Annotated in this window: 11 protein-coding genes; 7 read left to right on the top strand and 4 right to left on the bottom strand. The window is 65.0% G+C overall.

Going from position 1 to position 18,883, the window contains the following annotated elements:
• Positions 1-29: 29 nt before the first annotated feature.
• The gene (locus HNP02_RS06010; protein WP_309241431.1) at positions 30-3,107 is read left to right on the top strand and encodes an RND family transporter; all 3,078 of its coding nucleotides are present in this window, start codon (positions 30-32) and stop codon (positions 3,105-3,107) included.
• A gap of 21 nt (positions 3,108-3,128) precedes the next feature.
• Here HNP02_RS06010 and HNP02_RS06005 read toward each other — a convergent pair whose 3' ends face one another.
• On the bottom strand, positions 3,129-4,166 hold the full coding sequence (locus HNP02_RS06005) for a hypothetical protein (RefSeq protein ID WP_184436087.1): 1,038 nt from the start codon (positions 4,164-4,166) through the stop codon (positions 3,129-3,131).
• Between the two features lie 215 nt (positions 4,167-4,381).
• Complete coding sequence (locus tag HNP02_RS06000; protein ID WP_255506224.1) at positions 4,382-4,891, bottom strand: MarR family winged helix-turn-helix transcriptional regulator; 510 nt, start codon at positions 4,889-4,891, stop codon at positions 4,382-4,384.
• Positions 4,892-5,218: 327 nt separating this feature from the next.
• On the opposite strand from HNP02_RS06000, the gene HNP02_RS05995 reads away from it, so the two are divergent.
• The 3 genes from HNP02_RS05995 to HNP02_RS05985 are packed head-to-tail and all read left to right on the top strand — an operon-like array spanning position 5,219 to position 6,691.
• Entirely contained in the window at positions 5,219-5,662 is a 444-nt protein-coding gene (locus HNP02_RS05995; protein WP_184436085.1) for a nuclear transport factor 2 family protein, read from the top strand.
• Complete coding sequence (gene wrbA, locus HNP02_RS05990; protein WP_184436083.1) at positions 5,659-6,258, top strand: NAD(P)H:quinone oxidoreductase; 600 nt, start codon at positions 5,659-5,661, stop codon at positions 6,256-6,258. The genes HNP02_RS05995 and wrbA overlap by 4 nt, the downstream gene beginning before the upstream one ends.
• Before the next feature lie 40 nt (positions 6,259-6,298).
• A complete protein-coding gene (locus tag HNP02_RS05985) occupies positions 6,299-6,691 on the top strand; it encodes a nuclear transport factor 2 family protein (protein WP_255506222.1) in 393 nt (130 codons plus the stop codon).
• A gap of 9 nt (positions 6,692-6,700) precedes the next feature.
• Here HNP02_RS05985 and pks2 read toward each other — a convergent pair whose 3' ends face one another.
• Positions 6,701-12,985, bottom strand: a complete 6,285-nt coding sequence (pks2, locus tag HNP02_RS05980; protein WP_309241430.1) for a sulfolipid-1 biosynthesis phthioceranic/hydroxyphthioceranic acid synthase — start codon at positions 12,983-12,985, stop codon at positions 6,701-6,703.
• A 146-nt stretch (positions 12,986-13,131) separates the two neighbouring features.
• On the opposite strand from pks2, the gene HNP02_RS05975 reads away from it, so the two are divergent.
• Together HNP02_RS05975 and HNP02_RS05970 are read left to right on the top strand one after the other, a co-directional pair.
• Positions 13,132-14,859, top strand: a complete 1,728-nt coding sequence (locus HNP02_RS05975) for an AMP-binding protein (RefSeq protein ID WP_184436079.1) — start codon at positions 13,132-13,134, stop codon at positions 14,857-14,859.
• An 87-nt stretch (positions 14,860-14,946) separates the two neighbouring features.
• Complete coding sequence (locus HNP02_RS05970; protein WP_184436077.1) at positions 14,947-15,723, top strand: GAP family protein; 777 nt, start codon at positions 14,947-14,949, stop codon at positions 15,721-15,723.
• 300 nt (positions 15,724-16,023) lie between these two features.
• Here the strand turns inward: HNP02_RS05970 and HNP02_RS05965 are convergent, their stop codons facing one another.
• On the bottom strand, positions 16,024-17,292 hold the full coding sequence (locus HNP02_RS05965; RefSeq protein WP_221317286.1) for a cytochrome P450: 1,269 nt from the start codon (positions 17,290-17,292) through the stop codon (positions 16,024-16,026).
• A gap of 317 nt (positions 17,293-17,609) precedes the next feature.
• Here HNP02_RS05965 and HNP02_RS05960 point away from each other — a divergent pair, with 317 nt between their 5' ends.
• On the top strand, positions 17,610-18,464 hold the full coding sequence (locus HNP02_RS05960) for an aldolase/citrate lyase family protein (protein ID WP_309241429.1): 855 nt from the start codon (positions 17,610-17,612) through the stop codon (positions 18,462-18,464).
• Positions 18,465-18,883 lie beyond the last annotated feature (419 nt).

Raw genomic sequence — 18,883 nt, 5'->3', positions numbered from 1 at the left:
ACTTGACTTGGCCGCGGAGACCGAACGGGGTGGTACGCGACGACCTCGCCGAGAGGTCGCCGGTCAACACCGTGTTCGGGCGTCTGGCACACGTCGTGCTGCGATGGCCGTGGTTGGTGATCGGCGCCTGGTTGATTCTGGTCGCGGTGCTGTCGGTGGCCGTCACGCCCTTGATGCAACTGGCGAGCGACCGCGATCAGGAGCTGCTGCCGGGTAACTCCGCGGTGATGGCGGCGACCCGCCAAATGACGGAAGCCTTCCACGAACCGGGGATCCAGAACATCGCCCTGGTGGTGCTCACCAACGACCACGGGCTGACCAGCGCCGACGAGGACGTCTACCGCACCTTGGTGGACAAGTTGGATCGCAACCTTCGCGATGTCGTGATGGTGCAGAACTTCATCTCCCAGCCGCCGCTGCGTGACGTGATGGAAAGCAAGGACCACCAGGCGTGGTTCATCCCGGTTGGCATTGCGGGCGAATTGGGTTCACCGACCTCGAATGAGGCCTACCAGCGCGTCGTGGCAACCGTCAATCAGACCGTCGCGGGCTCGGCGCTGACGGTGCACATGACGGGGCTTACCGCCACTGTCGCCGAACGCGAGGAGATCGGGCTGCGCGATCTGCGGGTGATCGAGACCGCGACCATCGTCATGGTGCTGCTGATTCTGATCGTGGTGTACCGCAACGTCTTCACCATCCTGCTGCCGTTGGCGACCATCGGCGTCTCGCAGGCCGCCGCGACGCAGGTGGTGGCCGCACTCGCGGAGATGGGCCTGGCCATCTCCCAACAGACGATCGTGTTCATGAGCGCGATGATGATCGGCGCCGGCGTCGACTACGCCGTCTTCTTGATCAGCCGATATCACGAATACCTAAGGCAAGGGCTGGATTCCGATCTTGCCGTCGCACGCGCGCTGTCATCGATCGGCAAGGTGATCGCTGCCTCCGCGGCGACCGTCGCGATCACCTTCCTCGGCATGAGCTTCACCTCCCTCAAGGTGTTCTCCACCACCGGGCCTGCGCTGGCCGTCTCGATTGCGGTGGCCTTCCTTGCTTCGATCACGCTGCTGCCCGCGATGCTGGTGCTCGGCGGCCGCCGTGGCTGGGCGAAGCCGAAAAGGGAGCTCACCAACAAGCTCTGGCGGCGGTCCGGAATTCACATCGTGCGGCGCCCCGGCAGGCACCTCGTCGCCAGCCTCGTCATCCTGGTCCCGCTGGCGGCTTGCGTGGCCCTGTTGCACACCAGCTACGACGCGCGGACCTCGTTGCCGTCATCGGCCGAAAGCAACGTCGGAATGGCTGTGATCGAGCATCATTTCCCGGCGAGTCTCACCGCTCCGCAGTACGTTTTCATCAACTCCCCGCACGACTTGCGGACGACCAAGGCGCTCGCGGATCTCGAGCAGATGGCACAACGGGTCAGTCAGTTACCCGACATCGACACGGTGCGGGGCGTCACCCGGCCCACCGGCGCGCCGCTGGAGCAGGCCACGCTCAGCTATCAGGCAGGCGAGATCGGCAACAAACTCGCCGACGCGACGTCGAAGATCACCGACAGCACCGACGCGCGGGCGGAGCTGACGGGGGGTGCCGACAAACTCGCCGACAGCCTCAGTACCGTGCGCAGCCAATTGACGAAGATGACCGGGATTCTCGACGGCCTGAACAAGACGATGTCCAGCGTGCGGGAGCAACTGCAGAGCTCCCAGGAGTTCCAGGATGCGCAGCGGGAGTTGGCCGACGCGCAGGCCGCAGGCGATCCTGGCGACCCTGGGGACCCGGGCACGCCGAGCCAGCCACCCCGGTCGGGCAGCCAGAATTTCCAGGACATGGTCGGCATGGCCACCGACGCACTCGAAGGGCTGAAGAACGATCCCGGGTGCGACACCGACCCGAACTGCGGCGAACAACGGGACCGGCTGCAAAACCTCGTCGATGGCTTGCACAAGATGCAACCCTCGCTCGACGCGGCCGCCAAAGCCATTCGCACGCTTGGCGCCAACAACCCCAATGGGTTGGGCTCGAGCATGGCAAGTCTTCAGCAGGGTGCCGATGCCCTTGCGGACGGCAGTCGAAAGATCGCCGATGGGCTTCGGGTCCTCGATGACCAAACCAAGCAGCTGGGCGAGGGACTGTCGCGGGCCTCGGCCTTCCTGTTGTCGATGAAGCTCAACGCGTCGGATCCTGGCGTGGCGGGCTTCTACATTTCGCCGGAGATCCTTGGCAACGACCAATTCAAGGATGTCGCCAAGGTCTTCATGTCACGAGACGGGCACTCGGCGCGATATCTGGTGCAATCCTCGCTGGACCCGTACGACACCAAGGCCATGGATCAGGTCAAGACGATCCTCGCCACGGCCCGCGGTGCACAGGCGAACACGTCGCTGGCCGATGCATCGATATCGATGTCGGGCATGACCCCGTACTACAGCGAACTGCGCGACTACTTCAACCATGATCTGCGGTTCATCGTGTTGATCACCGTCGCCGTGGTCTTCTTGATACTGGTACTGCTCCTACGGGCAGTGGTGGCGCCACTGTATCTCGTTGGCACGGTGATCCTTTCGTGCCTTGCGTCGCTGGGCATCGGGGTGATCGTGCTCCAGCTCATCGGTGGCCAACCCATGGCTGCGAGCACGCCGGGGATGGCGTTCATCGTGCTGGTCGCCGTCGGCGTCGACTACAACATGTTGTTGATCTCGCGGATTCGCGACGAATCCCCGAACGGAATCCGATCTGGTGTCATCCGCACGGTCCGCACGACGGGCAGCGTAATCACCACTGCGGGGATGATTTTCGCCGCACCCATGTTGGCCATGCTGTTCAGCAGCATCGGGTCGATGGTGCAAGGCGGCTTCATCATCGGCGTCGGTCTGTTGGTGGACACGTTCATAGTGCGCACCATCACCGTGCCCGCGCTGGCGGTGCTGGTGGGCAAGGCCAACTGGTGGCCGTCGGGCCGGACCGGCAAGCCCCGTTCATCGCAGCGCCGGTCGAAGTGGCTGACGTCGCTTCAGGCCGCCGCCCGCGCACGGTGGTCAAGGCGATCGGGTCAGGCATATCCCGTCGCTTCGCTCGCCCCGATTCCGGAGCCGCAGGGATAGCGAATCAGCCGGTGAGCTGACCTAGTCGTTGAGGTCTGGTTCTGAACGCTGGAATCGCTGCTGCTGGCGTGCTCCGTAAGCCGCCTGCTTGACGGCTTGATCGTCTTCCAATCCAGACCCCAAGGCGCCACCCAACGTTGCGACCGCAGCCACCAACCAGGCCAGCCGCAGATAGTCCGACGGGCCGACTCCGTGGCCGATATTGTGTTCGAGCAGCGTTGGCGGAAGCGTCCACCACGCGGTCAGCACGAGCAGCACGAACGACGTTAAGTGCAGGACTACCACCCCGATAGTCAAGGCGACGGCAGTTGAGGCGTTGTAGAGCGCGGCACGTTCCCGGTCAACGGAGGAATCCGGTCGTTCCCACAACTTGTGGTTGACGATCAGCCAGCCGACCATCGCCGCTGTCGCTAGAACCGTCACGACACTGAGACGCCATGGACCCATCGTGGCGGAGAGCTGCCAAATGGTGGGGTAGGCCAAACTGACCGCGCCAGTGGCGAACGTCGCCATCATGACACGCGACATTCCGGCCGCCAGTCTCCATGGGCGGTTGGCATAGACCATGCCAATGAGTAGGCGCAGCCGTGCGAACGCGGGTGGCGCGGTGTACCGCACACTCTGCCCGTCCTCGGTCCTCGTCAGCTTGCCGACAGCTGACGGCCGATCACTCTGGTCGTCGACTTCGGCGACGACCGACTTGACCATGTCGCCCACTCGTCGACTGATGAACAGTCCGCCGACGCACGCCAAGGAGACAACGCCGAAGCGGCGAGCGATGCTGATATCGGCGACCACTGGAAGTGTGCCGTCACGACGTGGCAGGTCGGTCAGGTACACCACGACGTCCTGAGGTTGACTTGCCGGATCGACTCCGTCCATGACCTCGGTCAGCGTCGCTTGTTCGTTGAGGTGATACGCCTCTTCCAGCACTGAGATCGTCCACTCCCGGCTCGATGACGAACTTCCGGCCATCGCCTCCGGCAGCGTCTGGGCGAGGTCTTGGGCCAAAGCCGCTGGGGCGCCCGGATCTGCGATCAGCAGAAGTGAAGAACTCACCTTGCCGGCACTACCCGACCTTGCATCGCATAAACGCTCGGTGTTCCGTGCAGGCGGGCATGGCGGTGACCCGCAACTCGTGCTGTCGGCGGTTTGAGCGTCTCCCTCCCGTGCGAGCTGTGGTGCATGACTACCGCAAACTTTAGTGATGCATCACTAATAATGACGCCGTCTGTTTCGGTCGCGTTGTCGGTTCGTCCCGCGCGGTAGGCCGGTTAGTTCGGAATCGGTGGCAGCGAGCTGTTGAGATTGAGGGTGACGTTGACGTGTTCCAACGCTGCGGTCAGCGGAGCCACCAGTTCGTCGGGAATCGAATCGAAGAACAGTCGCTGCACGAGCTCGACGTGCCCTGGCGCCGCTTGCTTGATGGCTTCGCGGCCTGTGGCGGTCAGCCATGCCTGGGTGGCCCGGCCGTCGTCGGGTGAGGGCTGGCGTTCGGTTAGACCCCGCGCGCACATACGCCGCAAATGATGCGATACGCGGCTACGCTCCCAGCCGATCTGGGCAGCCAGGTCGGCGACTCGCATCCGGGTGTGCGGAGCGTTGCTCAGCGCGACAAGGATGTCGTAGTCGGACAACGACAGGCCGCTGTCGAGCTGCAATTGGCGATTCATCTCGTAATTCATCCGAAGCTGTACGCGGATGTAGGCAAGCCAGGCACGCTGCTGTTCCGGCGTGAGCCACCGCGGCTGACCTCGCCGCTTCGACGGCTGAGTACCGGACATGGTGTGGCCTTCTCGCAGCGGCGGCGTCACAGGGGCAGTATGCGGTCGGTGACGCGGTGCCGACCGCATCTCCTGAGAATGCCAGATCACAGCTGATTTCGGTCGTTGGCGCGCGGCCTTTCTGCGTGTCTGCGCGGACGGCGATACCGCGCGGTACGTCAGTGGCGGCGGCCTGGGCCTGCGCGGCGCGGCACTCGGTTGACACATCACGTATTGCCGTTACGATAGGTGACATATCACGAATAAATGACGCGCCCCTCCAGGAACTCGGCACCTTCCGCCGTAGTCACTGGCACTGCAAACATGTGTGAAAGGACAAAATTTGCCATGACCATCGACTACGTCGGAGCTGTCCGCAACGCATACGAGGTTGCCGAACGCAAAGACCTCGAAGGCTGGATCGCGCTGTTCGCCCCCGACGGTGAATTCACGGACAATTCCGTGGGAGCAACCTACCGTGGTCATGACCTCGCCGAACCGGTCCGCAATTACGGAACCGCGTTCTCCAACATGCATCGCGAACTTGGCCGTATCTACACCGACGGCAATGTGGTTGTCGTCCAACTCGCCCTTCAGGGCACCCATGACGGACCGTTGCAACTGCCCTTCGGCGAGTTGCCCGCTACCGGGAAGCAGATGGACGCCCCATGCGCCGACGTTTTCGAACTCGACGAGAACGGCAAGATCATCAGGTTTGACTGCTACCCGGAAGGATCGATCATCTTCGCCCAACTCGGCGTGCTGACCAACCTCGAGGGAGCGCTCGCATGACCAAGCTGGCCGTCATCTACTACTCGGCTACCGGGCATGGCACGACCATGGCTCAACACATCGCCAACGCCGGCGAACGCGCCGGGGCGGAAGTCCGCGTACGCCACGTCGCCGAAACGCAGGACCCCACTTCCTTCGAGCACAATCCCGCCTGGACAGGCAACTACAACGCAACCAAGGACCTACCCGCCGCAAGTGGAGACGACATCCTTTGGGCTGACGCCGTCATCTTCGGATCTCCGACCCGATTCGGCTCTCCTGCAGCTCAATTCCGCGGTTTCATCGACTCGCTGGGCGGGCTTTGGGCGCAGGGCAAGCTCGCCGACAAGGTCTACGCCGGCTTCACCTCCTCGCAGACGCTCCACGGAGGTCAAGAAACAACTCTGCTTAGTCTCTACATTTCCCTGATGCACTTCGGCGGCATCATCGTCCCGCCTGGCTACACCGACCCGATCAAGTTCGCCGACGGCAACCCGTACGGTGTCAGCCACGTCACCGGACCCGACAACCTCACTCAGGTCGCCGAACCCACCACCGCAGCACTGACACACTTGGCTCACCGGGTGGTGTCCGTCGCCGCGCGCCTGGCCACATAGCGGAGCCCGCCTGGCCGGGCGAATCATCCAACGCGAGAGCGTGTCTCTTCGAGGAGGGGTAATAGTGACCGAGCGTATTGCAGAACTTCTTGATCGAAACCTTCAGGAGGTCTTCGGCGAAGGTGATGCGGCTCGTCGCCGCGCTGCCGTCGAAGAGTTCTATACCGACGATTGCGTGGTCCATGTTCAGGACGGCGTCTTTGTCGGACACGACGCCGTGGACAAGTTCGCCGGGGAACTCCGCGCGACCCATCCGCACTTCGTCTATACACCCTACGGCGAGCCTCAAGCGCTCCACGACGGTGGAATCCTTGCGTGGGGCTCCGGTCCGAAGGACGAGACGCCCGAGTACACCGGACTCGACGTCGTCGTCGTTCGTGAGAACAAGATCGATACGCTATACGTCTTCCTCAATCCGAAATTGTCTCGATAACAAGTCAAGTCAGGCGGTTTCGGCGGGTGCGAGTTTCTCGTAGAGAAGCCCCGCGAGGCCACGAATGGTGGTGATCTCCGTCGCCCTGACGCGCACTCCGGTCTCGGCCTCGATGCGGGTGATCAGTTCGAGGGCGCCCAACGAGTCGATGCCGCATTCGGGCAGCGGCCGGTCCGGATCGATGCTGCGACGCACGATGACGCTGACCTGATCGGAGATCATCCGCCGCAACCGCAAAGGCCATTCGTCGTGGGGCAGTTCGTCGAGTTCGGCGCGCAACTTGCTTGCGCCCACTGGGTTCTTGCTGGTGGCGCGGAATGCCTCGGCGAAGGGTGTGCGTTGGGCGAAGGCCGACAGCCACGGGGTGCCGGCGATCGGGGCGTAGCCGCCGTAGGCGCGGTCATGGCGCAACAGGACTTCGAATGCGTACGCGCCTTCGTCTGGAGCGATGGCAACCTCGGCGCTCGCCGCCATCGCGGTACCGCGCCCGATCTCGGCCCACGCGCCCCACGCGATGGTATTGGCGGGTAGGCCACGATCTCGACGCCACCTCGCGAAGGCGTCTAGCCAGCTGTTGGCCGCAGCGTAGGCGCCCTGCCCCGGCGAGCCGACCAGCGCGGCCGCCGAAGAGAAGGAGCAGAACCAATCCAACGGTTCGCCGACCGTAGCGCCATGCAGATTCCAGGCACCGTAAACCTTTGGTGCCCAGTCACGTTCGATCAGATCGTCGGTGACGTTGGGCAGCATGGCGTCCTCGATCACCCCGGCGGCATGCAGAACGCCGCGCACTGGCAGCCCGGTGGCGGTCGCCGTCGCGACCAACCGCGACGCGGTGTCGGGTTCTGCGATGTCGCCGCACTCGACGACGACGTCGGTGCCGCTCGCCCGGATGGCGTCGATCCTCTCGAGCAATTCCGCGGTTGGCTGGGTCCGCGAGGACAGCACAATGCGCCCGGCACCCGCGGAGGCCATGTGATCGGCCAAGAACAGGCCAAGGCCCCCAAGTCCGCCGGTGACGATGTACGCGCCGTCTCGCCGGAAGACCTCGACCTGAGCCGGCGGCACCGCCACTCGCACCCGGCCGGTGGTCGGGACGTCGAGTACCAGCTTGCCGGTGTGCTGCGCGCCGCTCATCGCCCGAATGGCCGTGATGGCCTCGGAGAGCGGGTAGTGGGTGCAGTCGGGCGGCGGCAGCGAACCGTCGGCGGTGAGTTGATACACCGTGGTCAACAGTCGCCGAAACCGGTCCGGGTGGCTGTGTGCCAGCAGCCCGAGGTCGACGGCGTAGAACGTGAGGTTGCGCCGGAAGGGGAAGAGCCCCATCCGGGTGTCGCCGTAGATGTCGCGTTTACCGATCTCGACGAATCGTCCACCGAACGCGAGTAATTCGAGGCTGGCGCGCTGAGCCGCGCCGGTGACGGAGTTGAGCACGACGTCCACGCCGTACCCGTGGGTGTCGTCTCGAACCTGATCGGCGAACTCCAGGCTTCGTGAGTCGTACACGTGCTCGATGCCCATGTTGCGCAAAAGGTCTCGACGTGCATCGCTGCCCGCGGTGGCGTAGATCTCGGCCCCCGCGGCGCGGGCGATGGCGATCGCCGCTTGGCCAACCCCGCCCGTCGCGGAGTGGATCAACACCTTGTCGCCGTCGGTGAGGTGGGCCAGGTCGTGCAGGCCGTAGTAGGCGGTGGCGTGCGCAGTGGTCGCCGCGGCCGCGTGGGCGTCGGAGAGGCCGGCAGGCAGCGTGACGGCCAGGCGCGCGTCGCAGGTCAGGAAGGTGCGCCAAGAGCCGTCGGCGCAGAGACCTGCCACGTGATCGCCCACCGCGTGGTCGGTCACGTCGGGTCCGACCGCGGTCACCACCCCGGCGAAGTCGGCGCCCAGTTCCGGTAGTCGTCCCTCGAAGGAGGGGTAACGGCCGAACGCCACCAACACGTCGGCGAAGTTGATGCTCGACGCCAGAACCGTGACCTCGATCTGGCCCGGCTCCGGCGGAACCCGTTCGGTGGCAACGAGTTCCAGCGACTCCAAATCGCCGGGTGTGCGCATCTGCAGACGCATTCCGTCGCGCTGCGGGTCGGCGTCGGCGGTGTGCCGCTCTTCGGGGCCAAGCGGCCTTGGATACAGCCGAGCGGTGTGCCAGTGGCCGTTTCGCCACGCGGTCTCGTCCTCGTCCGACCCGACGAGAAGTTGCCGTGCCAGCAGTCCGGCGACTCCTTCGGCGTCGTCGACGTCGACGTGGGTGGCGCCGAGAGGTGGATGCTCATTGCCGATCACCCTGATCAGGCCACGCAGCCCGGCCTGCTCCAAGTTGGGCCGCTCGCCTTCGAGCACCGCCTGTGCGCCGCGTGTCACCACGTACAGACGCGGTGGCTCCCCGGACGTCTCCACCAATTCGCTGGCGACATGCACCAGATGCTGCACGTACTCGCGGCCTTGCAGCGCGCTCTGCTCGTCTGCGGCGTCCCGAGGCCCGGTCACGACCACCACACCGGTCAATTCACCGCTGCGCAATTGGTTTCTGAGCGTCTCGACGTTCGAACTACCGGCGTGGTGGGGCCAGTCCATGCTGAGGCAATGCGCGCCATGGCTCTCCAGTGCCGCGCTCAGCTCGGTGACCACCACATCCTCAGTGGGACAGCCGATGAGCAGCCACGTTCCCGCGTCGGCCTTGGGCAGCTCGGGCAGCTGGCGCTGCTGCCATTCGATGGTCAACAAGCGTTCGGACAGCACCCGGTCCTTGCGTGCGTTCTCGGATGCGCCGGTCGAGAATCGCAGCCCCTGTACGACGAGCAGCACCGTGCCGTGCCGGTCGAGCACCTCGACGTCGGCTTCGATACCGGTGGAACCGGCGGTGACGCGAGTCAAGCAGAACCGGGCGTTGCGCGCCGAGTCGTAGGCGCGCAGGCGTCGGGCACCCGTCGGCACGGCCAGCGCGTCCCCGCCGATCGCTTGAACGTCCGGGTGAGCGGCGACCGACTGGAAACAGGCGTCCAGGAGCGCGGGGTGCACGCCGTACGCGGCCTGCTCCGCGCGGATCGGCCCGGTCGGCGCGACTTCGGCCAGCACGGTACCCAACCCGTCCGCACCCGTATGCACGGCAATCAGGCTCGTGAAGGCCGGACCATAGTGAATACCGTTCTGGCCAAGCCGATCCCGAACGACGCTGCCGTCGTGGCGGTCGGGGTGCGCGGCCAGCAGGCCCGACACGTCGTGCGTGGGCGGTCGTTCGTCGTCTGCAGCATGCAGAACGGCTGCGGCATGCCGCACCTGCTCGCCCTGCTGATTGGTCGCCACCACGAAGTCGAAGACGCCCGGCGTCTCGATCGATGCGACGACACCGACCGCGGTCTGCGCATCGAGGAGCAATGCCTGCTCGAAGCGGATGTCGCGGGCTTCGGCGGATTCGCCGAGCACCGTGCCAGCCGCGGCCAGAGCCATCTCACAATAGGCCGCCCCTGGGAACACGGCGACGTCGTGGATCTGGTGATCGCCCAGCCACGGTTGGGTGTCCGTCCCGACGGCGGACTGCCAGACGTGGCGCTCGGGCTCCTCTTGCAAGCGAACGTGTTGACCCAACAGGGGATGTACCGACACGGTGTGACCGCCGCGCGGTGCGCCTTCATCACCGTCGTTGCTGAACCACAGCCGCTGGTGGGTCCAGGTCGGCAGCGGTGCATCCACCAGCTGCCCATTCGGGTAGAGCACCGAAAAGTCGACCGCTGCGCCCGCGCAATGAAGTTGGCCGACGAATTCCTTCAGCCCGTGGGGGAGTTCTTGATCCCTGCGCATACCCGCCAGAATCGCCGGGTGCATGTCGATGCTTCTGGCGGTCTGTTCGATCGCGTGGGTGAGAAGGGGATGGGGCGCCAACTCGGCGAAGACTCGGTGGCCATCCTCCAGAGCGGCGCGCACCGCCGCGGCGAACCGCACCATGCGGCGCATGTTGGCCGCCCAGTAGCGGGCATCGCATACCGGTTGTTCCCGTGGGTCGTACGACGTCGCCGAGTAGAAGGGAATCTCCGGCGTCATCGGCTTGAGCTCGGCGAGTGACTCGGTGAGGTCGTTGACGATCGGGTCGACGTGAGGCGAATGGAATGCGACGTCGGTGGGAATCTCGCGGGCCATCACGTCACGCTGCTCCCAGTTCGCGACCAGTTCGCGAACCAGCGGCGCCGCGCCGGCAATCACCGTCGACTCCGGTGACGCGACTACCGCGACCACGACGTCGTTCTTGCCGCGGACCGCCAACTCCGAAAGGACTTGCTGGGCAGGAAGTTGCACCGACGCCGTGGCGCCGGCACCGGCGACCCGGGACATCAGTCCGGCGCGGCGGCACACCACGCGCAGCCCGTCATCCAGCGAGAGCGCGCCCGCGACGACGGCCGCCGCGGCCTCGCCGACCGAATGTCCGATGACCGCGCCAGGGCGCACACCGTATGCCTTCAGGATGGCGGCCAAGGCAACCTGCATGGTGAACAGCGTCGGCTGGATCCGGTCTTGGCCGGTCACAGTCTGGCCTGCCGACATCGCCTCGGTCACCGAGAATCCGCATTCGGATGAGATCACCCGCTCGGCCTTGGCGACGGTGGCGGCGAACACCGGTTCGTTCGCCAAAAGCTCAGCTCCCATCCCGGCCCACTGGGAACCCTGGCCGGAGAACACCCACACCGGTCCCTGATCGTCGTACCCGGTCGCCGACCCGTAAGGGGTGACGTTCTCGGCGACCTCGCGTAGCGCCGCAGTGAGTTCCGGCTTGTCGCGCGCGATGACGGCGGTGCGGACCGACCGGTGCGCGCGCCGACGGGCCAGTGTGTACGCCAGATCGGGCAGCCCCACGTCGTCGTGTGCGCCGAGCCATTCGGCGAGCCGGCCTGCGGTGCGACGCAGCTCGTCGGCCGAGCTGGACGACAGCGGAAACAGCAGTGGCGCAGCCTCATCCGGCTCGTCTTCGGCCGTGGATGTCGGCGCCTGCTCCAACACTGCATGGACATTGGTTCCAGAAAGCCCGTAGTTCGACACCGCCGCGCGGCGGGGCTGGCCGCCGTTGCTGGTCCACGGTGAAACCTCTTGCGGTACGAAGAGTTTGGTGTCGATGCGGGCCAGCGCGTCAGGCAACCGGTTGAAGTGTAGGTTCTGCGGCACCAATCCGTGTTGTAGCGCGAGGACGGCCTTCATGAGTCCGAGTGCCCCTGCGGCCGACTGGGTATGGCCGAAGTTGGTCTTCGACGACCCGAGCGCGCAGGGGCCATCGATGCCGTAGACCTCGGCCAGGCTCGCGTACTCGATGGGGTCACCGATGGGGGTGCCGGGGCCGTGAGCCTCCACCATGCCGACCGTGTTGGCGTCAACACCGGCCGCGGCCAGCGCCTTTCGGTACACGGCGCTTTGCGCCCGTTGCGATGGCGTCCCGATGTGCACGGTGTGGCCGTCCTGATTCGCCGCGGTGCCACGCACCACGGCCAGGATCCGATCGCCGTCGCGCAACGCATCGGGCAAGCGCTTGAGCAGGACCATGGCGACACCCTCGCCGGAGGTGAATCCGTCCGCCGCCGCGTCGAACGCACGACAGCGTCCCGTTGGTGACAGCATGCTCTGCGCCGACGCCGCAGCGTACTTGCGCGGTTCCAGCATCACGTACGCACCACCCGCCAGGGCGAGGTCGCTTTCGCCATCGTTGAGGCTGCGACACGCCATGTGCACGGCGAACAGACTCGACGAACAGGCGGTGTCGACCGTGACGGCGGGACCGTGTACACGCAGGGCATGGGCAATCCGCCCTGACGCCATGCTGAAACTGTTGCCCTGAAAGCCGTATGGCCCTTCCATGGTGGGGGATTGGGCGGCCACCAATTGATAGTCGACGTGAGTCAGTCCGACGAACACACCGGTCAGCGAGCCCGTCACCAATTCCGGTGTGAGACCGGCATGTTCGACGGCTTCCCAGGAAGTCTCAAGCAGCAGCCGATGCTGCGGATCGAGCGATGTCGCCTCGCGCTCGTTGATGCCGAAGAACTCAGCGTCGAAGCCGCTGACGTCGTCGAGGAAGGCGCCCCACTTGGAGACCGACCGGCCGTGCATGCCGGGCTCGGGATCGTAGAAGTCATCGGCGTCCCAGCGGTTGGCCGGAATCTCGGTGACCAGGTCATCGCCACGCAGCAACGCTTCCCAAAGTTGCTCTGGTGAATCGATGCCGCCTGGCAGTCGACACGCCATGCCGATGACGGCAACTGGGGTAACTGGTGCGACGCTCGTCGCGGACGAATGATCGGCCGACGCCGAAGACCAACTCACAACCTTGACCGCTCCCTGGCGTGGCACCGTGTCACGGCGACAACGATAGACCGCGGCGGCTGGGTCCAGACCCTGAGCACGTTGGGTTCTGAGACGCCGTTTTTCACAGCGCTTTGGCAGTGACTGCTCGCGGTAACCTGACGGACGTGATTGAGGCTTCCATCCCCGCCGTTCTGCGCGAGCGCGCCAGTTTGCAGCCGGACGACGTAGCGGTCACCTTCATCGATTACGACCGGAACTGGGAAGGCGACCCCGAGTCGCTGACGTGGTCGCAGCTGTATCAGCGATCGTCAAGCGTTGCCAAGGAGCTTGCTCTTCGCGGGTCCGTGGGTGACCGCGCCGCCATCTTGGCGCCGCAAGGGCTCGATTACGTGGTGGCGTTTCTCGGCGCGCTGCAGGCGGGTCGCATTGCGATTCCGCTTTCGGTACCGCTCGGTGGCGCCATCGATGAGCGTGTCGGTCTGGTCTTCCGCGACGCGTCACCCACCGCGGTGCTGACGACGTCCGCGGTCGCAGGCATCGTCGCCGAACACCTCGGGCCGGACTCGGGCGCGGCCCCGGTCGAGGTCGACCTGCTGAGCCGAGACTCTCGGTCCGGTCCTCACGCCGAGGTGGACGGCGGCAGTACGGCGTACTTGCAATACACGTCCGGCTCGACCCGGCAGCCGGCCGGCGTCATGATGTCGCACGACAACGTTCAGGCCAACTTCGACCAACTGATGGCCGGCTACTTCGCCGACTACGGCAAGGTTCCGCCGCCGGACACCACCATCGTGTCGTGGCTGCCCTTCTATCACGACATGGGCTTGCTGCTTGGCATATGTGCACCGGTCATCTTGGGGCTGCGCACCGTTCTCACCAGCCCGGTTGCCTTCCTGCAGCGGCCGGCGCGGTGGATGCAGTTGATGGCGAGCAATAGGCACGTCTACACGGCGGGTCCGAACTTCGGGTTCGAACTGGCGGCGCGCAAGACCTCGGACGAGGACATGACAGGCCTCGATCTTTCGGACGTGTTGATCATCGTCACCGGTAGTGAGCGCGTGCACCCGGCGACCCTGCGCCGCTTCACCCAGCGGTTCTCCCGTTTCAATCTGCGGGAGTCGGTGGTCCGACCGTCCTACGGACTTGCGGAGGCGACGGTGTACGTATCCACCCGGGCACCGGGTGAGCCGCCGAAAGTCGTTCACTTCGACGCCGAGAAACTATCCGATGGGCACGCGAAGCCGCTCGTGGGTGGGCGAGGTACCGCGCTGATCAGTTACGGCGAACCGGAAGCCCCGGTGGTGCGGATCGTGGATCCCGACACCAGCACCGAGTGTCCGGCGGGGACGACGGGCGAGATTTGGGTGCACGGCGGCAACGTCGCTGAAGGGTATTGGGGCAAACCGCAAGAGACTGACGACACCTTCCGGGGCGTGCTGGTCGGTCCGTCGGATGGCACGCCGGAAGGCCCTTGGCTGCGGACTGGAGATCTCGGCTTCATCTCCGACGGTGAGCTGTTCATCGTCGGACGCATCAAGGACCTTCTGATCGTTTACGGACGCAATCACGCCCCCGACGACATCGAGGCGACGATCCAGGAGATCACCGGAGGCCGTGTCGCGGCGATATCGGTCGCGGACGGTCAAACGGAGAAACTCGTCACCATCATCGAGCAGAAGAAGCGCGGCGCGTCGGACGACGAGGTGACGGAGAACCTGGTCGCCGTTCGGCGCGAAGTGGCGTCGGCGGTGTTCAACACGCACGGACTCAGCATCGCGGATCTGGTTCTGGTGCCTCCGGGTTCGATACCGATCACGACCAGCGGCAAGGTCAGACGGGCGTCGTGTGTCGAGCAGTACCGGCACGGTCAATTCGATCGTCTGGATTCGTGAACCCGTTGCACCACAGTCGAAGCCATCGCGACGCGGCTTGTTCGGCGACGGACGGGGCGCGGTAGGTTGTCGGCAATGTGGAGTTCGGTGGCGGTGCTGGCACTTCCGATCGCACTCGACCCGGTACGTCTCGGCGTCAATCTTCTGCTGATCTCCAGGCCACGCCCTGCGCAAAACCTGCTGGTGTATTGGATCGGTTGCGTGAGCGCGAGCTTCGTCTTGCTGTTGGTCCCGCTTCTGGTGCTGCACTTCACGCCGTTGTTCTCGTCCTTCGCGCACGATTTGGCCAATCCCGCCACCACTGCGAGTTCCACCGTCCGGCGCGTCGAAATCTTCCTGGGTGTACTGGTGCTGGCGATCGCGGCCCTGATGGCGGTGCGCTTCGTGACACGTCGGCGGGCCCGGGACGCCAAAACAACGACCGCGGTTGCGGATTCGGACGCGTCGTCGCCCATCTCGCGTTTGTTGAAGCGGGGCCAGGATGCGCCGGCGAAGGGCGCATCGGCCACGCAGCGACTGCTGAGGCGCGCCCACAGGGCGTGGGAGAGCGGCGCTTTGTGGGTTGCGTTCGTGATCGGCTTCTGGGCGGGGCCGAACCCTTCCCTTGTCATGTTCTCGCTCGCCACGATCCTGGCGTCGGGGGCCGTGATCGGCGCGCAGATCGGCGCCGCGGTCGTGTTCGTCGTCGTGAGCCTCGCGGTCGTCGAGATCGTGCTGATCAGCAATGTGCTCGCACCGACCAAAACCCAAGCGGCACTGCGGCTGGTACATGACTGGGTAGGTGGCTATCGCACACCGATCCTGGTAGCTATCCTGACGCTGGTGGGATTCGCGTTCGTGGCTCAGGGCACGGGCATCTTGTAATCGGTCCGCGCTGGTGTGCTGGGGCGTCATCGATCGCGTAGATACTCGTCCATCCGGGCGACCAGCGGTGCCCTATCTCGTACTGGGCTGCCGGGTCAGCGCCGTCGTCGAGGAGCTGGCTGGCGATCGCGAAACGTGTTGTCGTGTCGTAGTTCCCCAACGACCGGAGCAATAGGTCATTGATGATCAACGACGCGTCGGAGCTGTTGTACACGCTCATGAACTCGGCGTATGAGTGGTAGTTGACGACTTCGTACAGCGTCGGCACGGCTACTCCCTGGTTGTCGGCTTTGCGGACTGCTAGCCGGCGGTGACCCTCGTGGGTCCGAGGTGGACGGGCAAGTGTTTGATTCCGTGCAGCAGGGTGCTGTCGTTCAGTGTGGGTTCGCCGGCGAGGGCTAGTTGGGGGAAGCGTTCGAACAGTGCTCGCAGGCCGATGTGCAGTTCCATGCGAGCGAGCGGGGCACCGAGGCAGACGTGAATACCGGTGCTGAAGCTGATGTGGTCGCGGGCGTTGGCACGGGCAGTGTCGAATTCGTCGGGACGTTCGAAGACGGCGGGATCACGATTGGCGCCGCCGACGAGCAGGACGATGGCCGATCCCTTCTGCACGGTGTAGTCGTCGATGTGAATTGACTCGGTGGCCACCCGGGCAGCGATTTGGATGACCGAGTCGTAGCGCAGCACCTCCTCGACGGCGTTGGGCCAGCCCTCGGGACATGCCTGGAGCCGTGCCAGTTGATCGGGGTGACCCACGAGTGCCACGACTGCGTTACCGAATGCATGGGCCGTAGTGATGAACCCGGCACCCAGGAGCAGCCCCGCGAACATCCGGACTTCGTTGTCGGTGAGATCGCTGACGGCTGACAAGATGCTGTCGTCGGCGCCGCGCCGTCGGAGCCGCTCGATGTGCGCGGCGATGTAGTCTTCGAACTCGCGCAACGCTGCGATGGCGGTGCGGAAGTCGTGCCAAGAGACGGCCGTGTCGGCGAGCAGTTTGGTGCCGGGGTCGGCGAATGCGTAGAGGTGCGTTATCTCGTCGCGGGGTATGCCCAGCATCTCGGCGATGACTTCGATCGGGATTTGCGAAGCGTAGGTGGCGACCAAATCACACTGGGTGCGGTCACTCAGATCGTCGAGCAGGGTGCTGGAGATCTCCTCGATGCGGCGACGAAGCCCGTCGATCGCGCGGGGGGTGAATGCCCGCGAAACCAGGCGTCGCAACCGTGCATGCTCGGGTGGATCAGTGACGAGCAGGGACGGCGGTTCGGTGGCGTTGAGCACGCCGGGATTGGTTTTCGCCAGCATCCGCTGTACGACGTGAAATGGTGACCGGTCCTTCGGTTTGAGGGTCCGGAACCTGCCGTCGCGTAGCACGTCACGGACAATCTGCGCGTCAGCGGTGACCCACCCGTTGCCGACGACCGGGGACATCCGCCCCCGCTGGCGGACCTGCTCGACGAGGTCATACACGTTCTCGGGCTGGCTGCTGTCGATCATCAATTGGGCAAACGGATCACCCTGGCGAGCGAGCAGCTTCATCGTCGCGCGGGACAGTCCATAGCCCATCAGCCAGTGCGATCGGGTCTTGATGTCCGCAGCCACGTTCTTCGCCCCTGCCGATCGACTACTAGACGAGGCTAGTGGTGGATGAGCAGCGCTGCACCCACTTCTGGACGTTCGCAGAGACGACCGGTCGTGTAGGCGTGGGTCGCAGTGGGAAGTCGGGGAGGGGCAGTCACTGAGAAGAAACGGTCAGAAATGGGCGTGGCGCGTCGCACATCAGCGCCTTGAACGTGAGCGTGAACATAATGTGCGCAATCTGGCGGACCGCATTGCCGGGGGTGACGATAGACGCGACATCGCCCGAGAGAGAGGTGGTCGGCGTGACAGTTTCATCGCAGGTCGCGGAGCGGATCCGCAGGCCGCACTGGTCGTTGGCCCGGACGTGGCTGTTACAGCCAGGGGTCCCGGATGGCTGCGGCCTGTTCGAAGCCGCGGTCGCCGGCAGCGCCGATGCGGTCGTGTTCGACATCGAGGATGGGCTGCCCGATGCTCAGAAATCCGCAGGCCGCCAGTCGGTGGCCGAGTGGCTGTGCGGCGGTGGCCAGGGATGGGTGCGGATCAACAGTGCGAGCACGCCTGCCTGGACGGCTGATTTGAACGCCCTCTCCGGCGCGCCTGGACTCGCCGGCGTGATGCTGGCCAAGACCGAATCGGCCGACGAAGTCGCCGCAACCACCGCCCGGCTGCCTGCCAACACACCGTTGGTGGCGCTGGTCGAGTCAGCGGTGGGCATCGAATCGGCTGCTGATCTCGCAAAGGCCACGGGCTGTTCTCGAATTGCATTCGGGGTGGGGGACTTCCGCCGCGACACCGGGATGTGCGCCGATCCGATGGTGTTGGCGTATCCGCGCGCGAGGCTAGTGATCGCCAGTCGAGCTGCAGGACTCCCAGCACCCATCGACGGACCTACGATGCGTGACCAGGCGTCCGACCTGGCACGTGAGACCGAGGTGGCTAAAGCTGCCGGCATGACCGGCCGGCTGTGTCTGGATCTCGCCCATGCTGAGACGATCAACAGTCTGCTCAGCCCATCACCGCTGGAGATCGATGAGGCGCGTTGCACGCTCGCCCGCCTGGACACGCCCACCGGACCCTATGACGGCAGTGTTGGTCCCACCCGCGCCCGGGCCGAAGCCGTGCTCGACCTCGCCGAGAAACTCGGCCTCATCAGCTAGTACTTCGGTTGTGCTGCCCAAGTTGATCTGCACCCCAAGAATCCGCCAAGGCGTTGGCCGCAACCTTTATGCCAAGGGCCCACATGTGGACCATGCAAATGAAGGGGAAAGCCATGATCGCTACCCGCAACATGACGAAGATGGCTGGCGTGGCCCTGTTGTCGGGCGCCCTCGGGCTCGCTGCAGTGGGGATGGCAGGTACTGCCCAAGCCGACTCCGGGCCATTCCATTGGTGCCCAGGAGATCCCATGCAGTACCCACAACCCGCCCCGCGATCCGGCGGCCAAGCGGGGCCAGGAGTTTATTACAACTGGGACATGAACATCTGCCACACCTGGTACTGGGTCGCACACGAACAAGGCAACGTTCCGTACCAGGGGAGCCTGCCGAGCGGCGTTTGGGACGGAGATAATCCGCCT

Origin of the sequence: Mycobacterium sp. AZCC_0083 (assembly GCF_014202335.1) — a bacterium.
In the GTDB taxonomy this organism is placed as follows: domain Bacteria; phylum Actinomycetota; class Actinomycetes; order Mycobacteriales; family Mycobacteriaceae; genus Mycobacterium.
The sequence above is the reverse complement of the archived record's forward strand: the minus strand, read 5'-3'. Positions and strand labels throughout refer to the sequence as shown.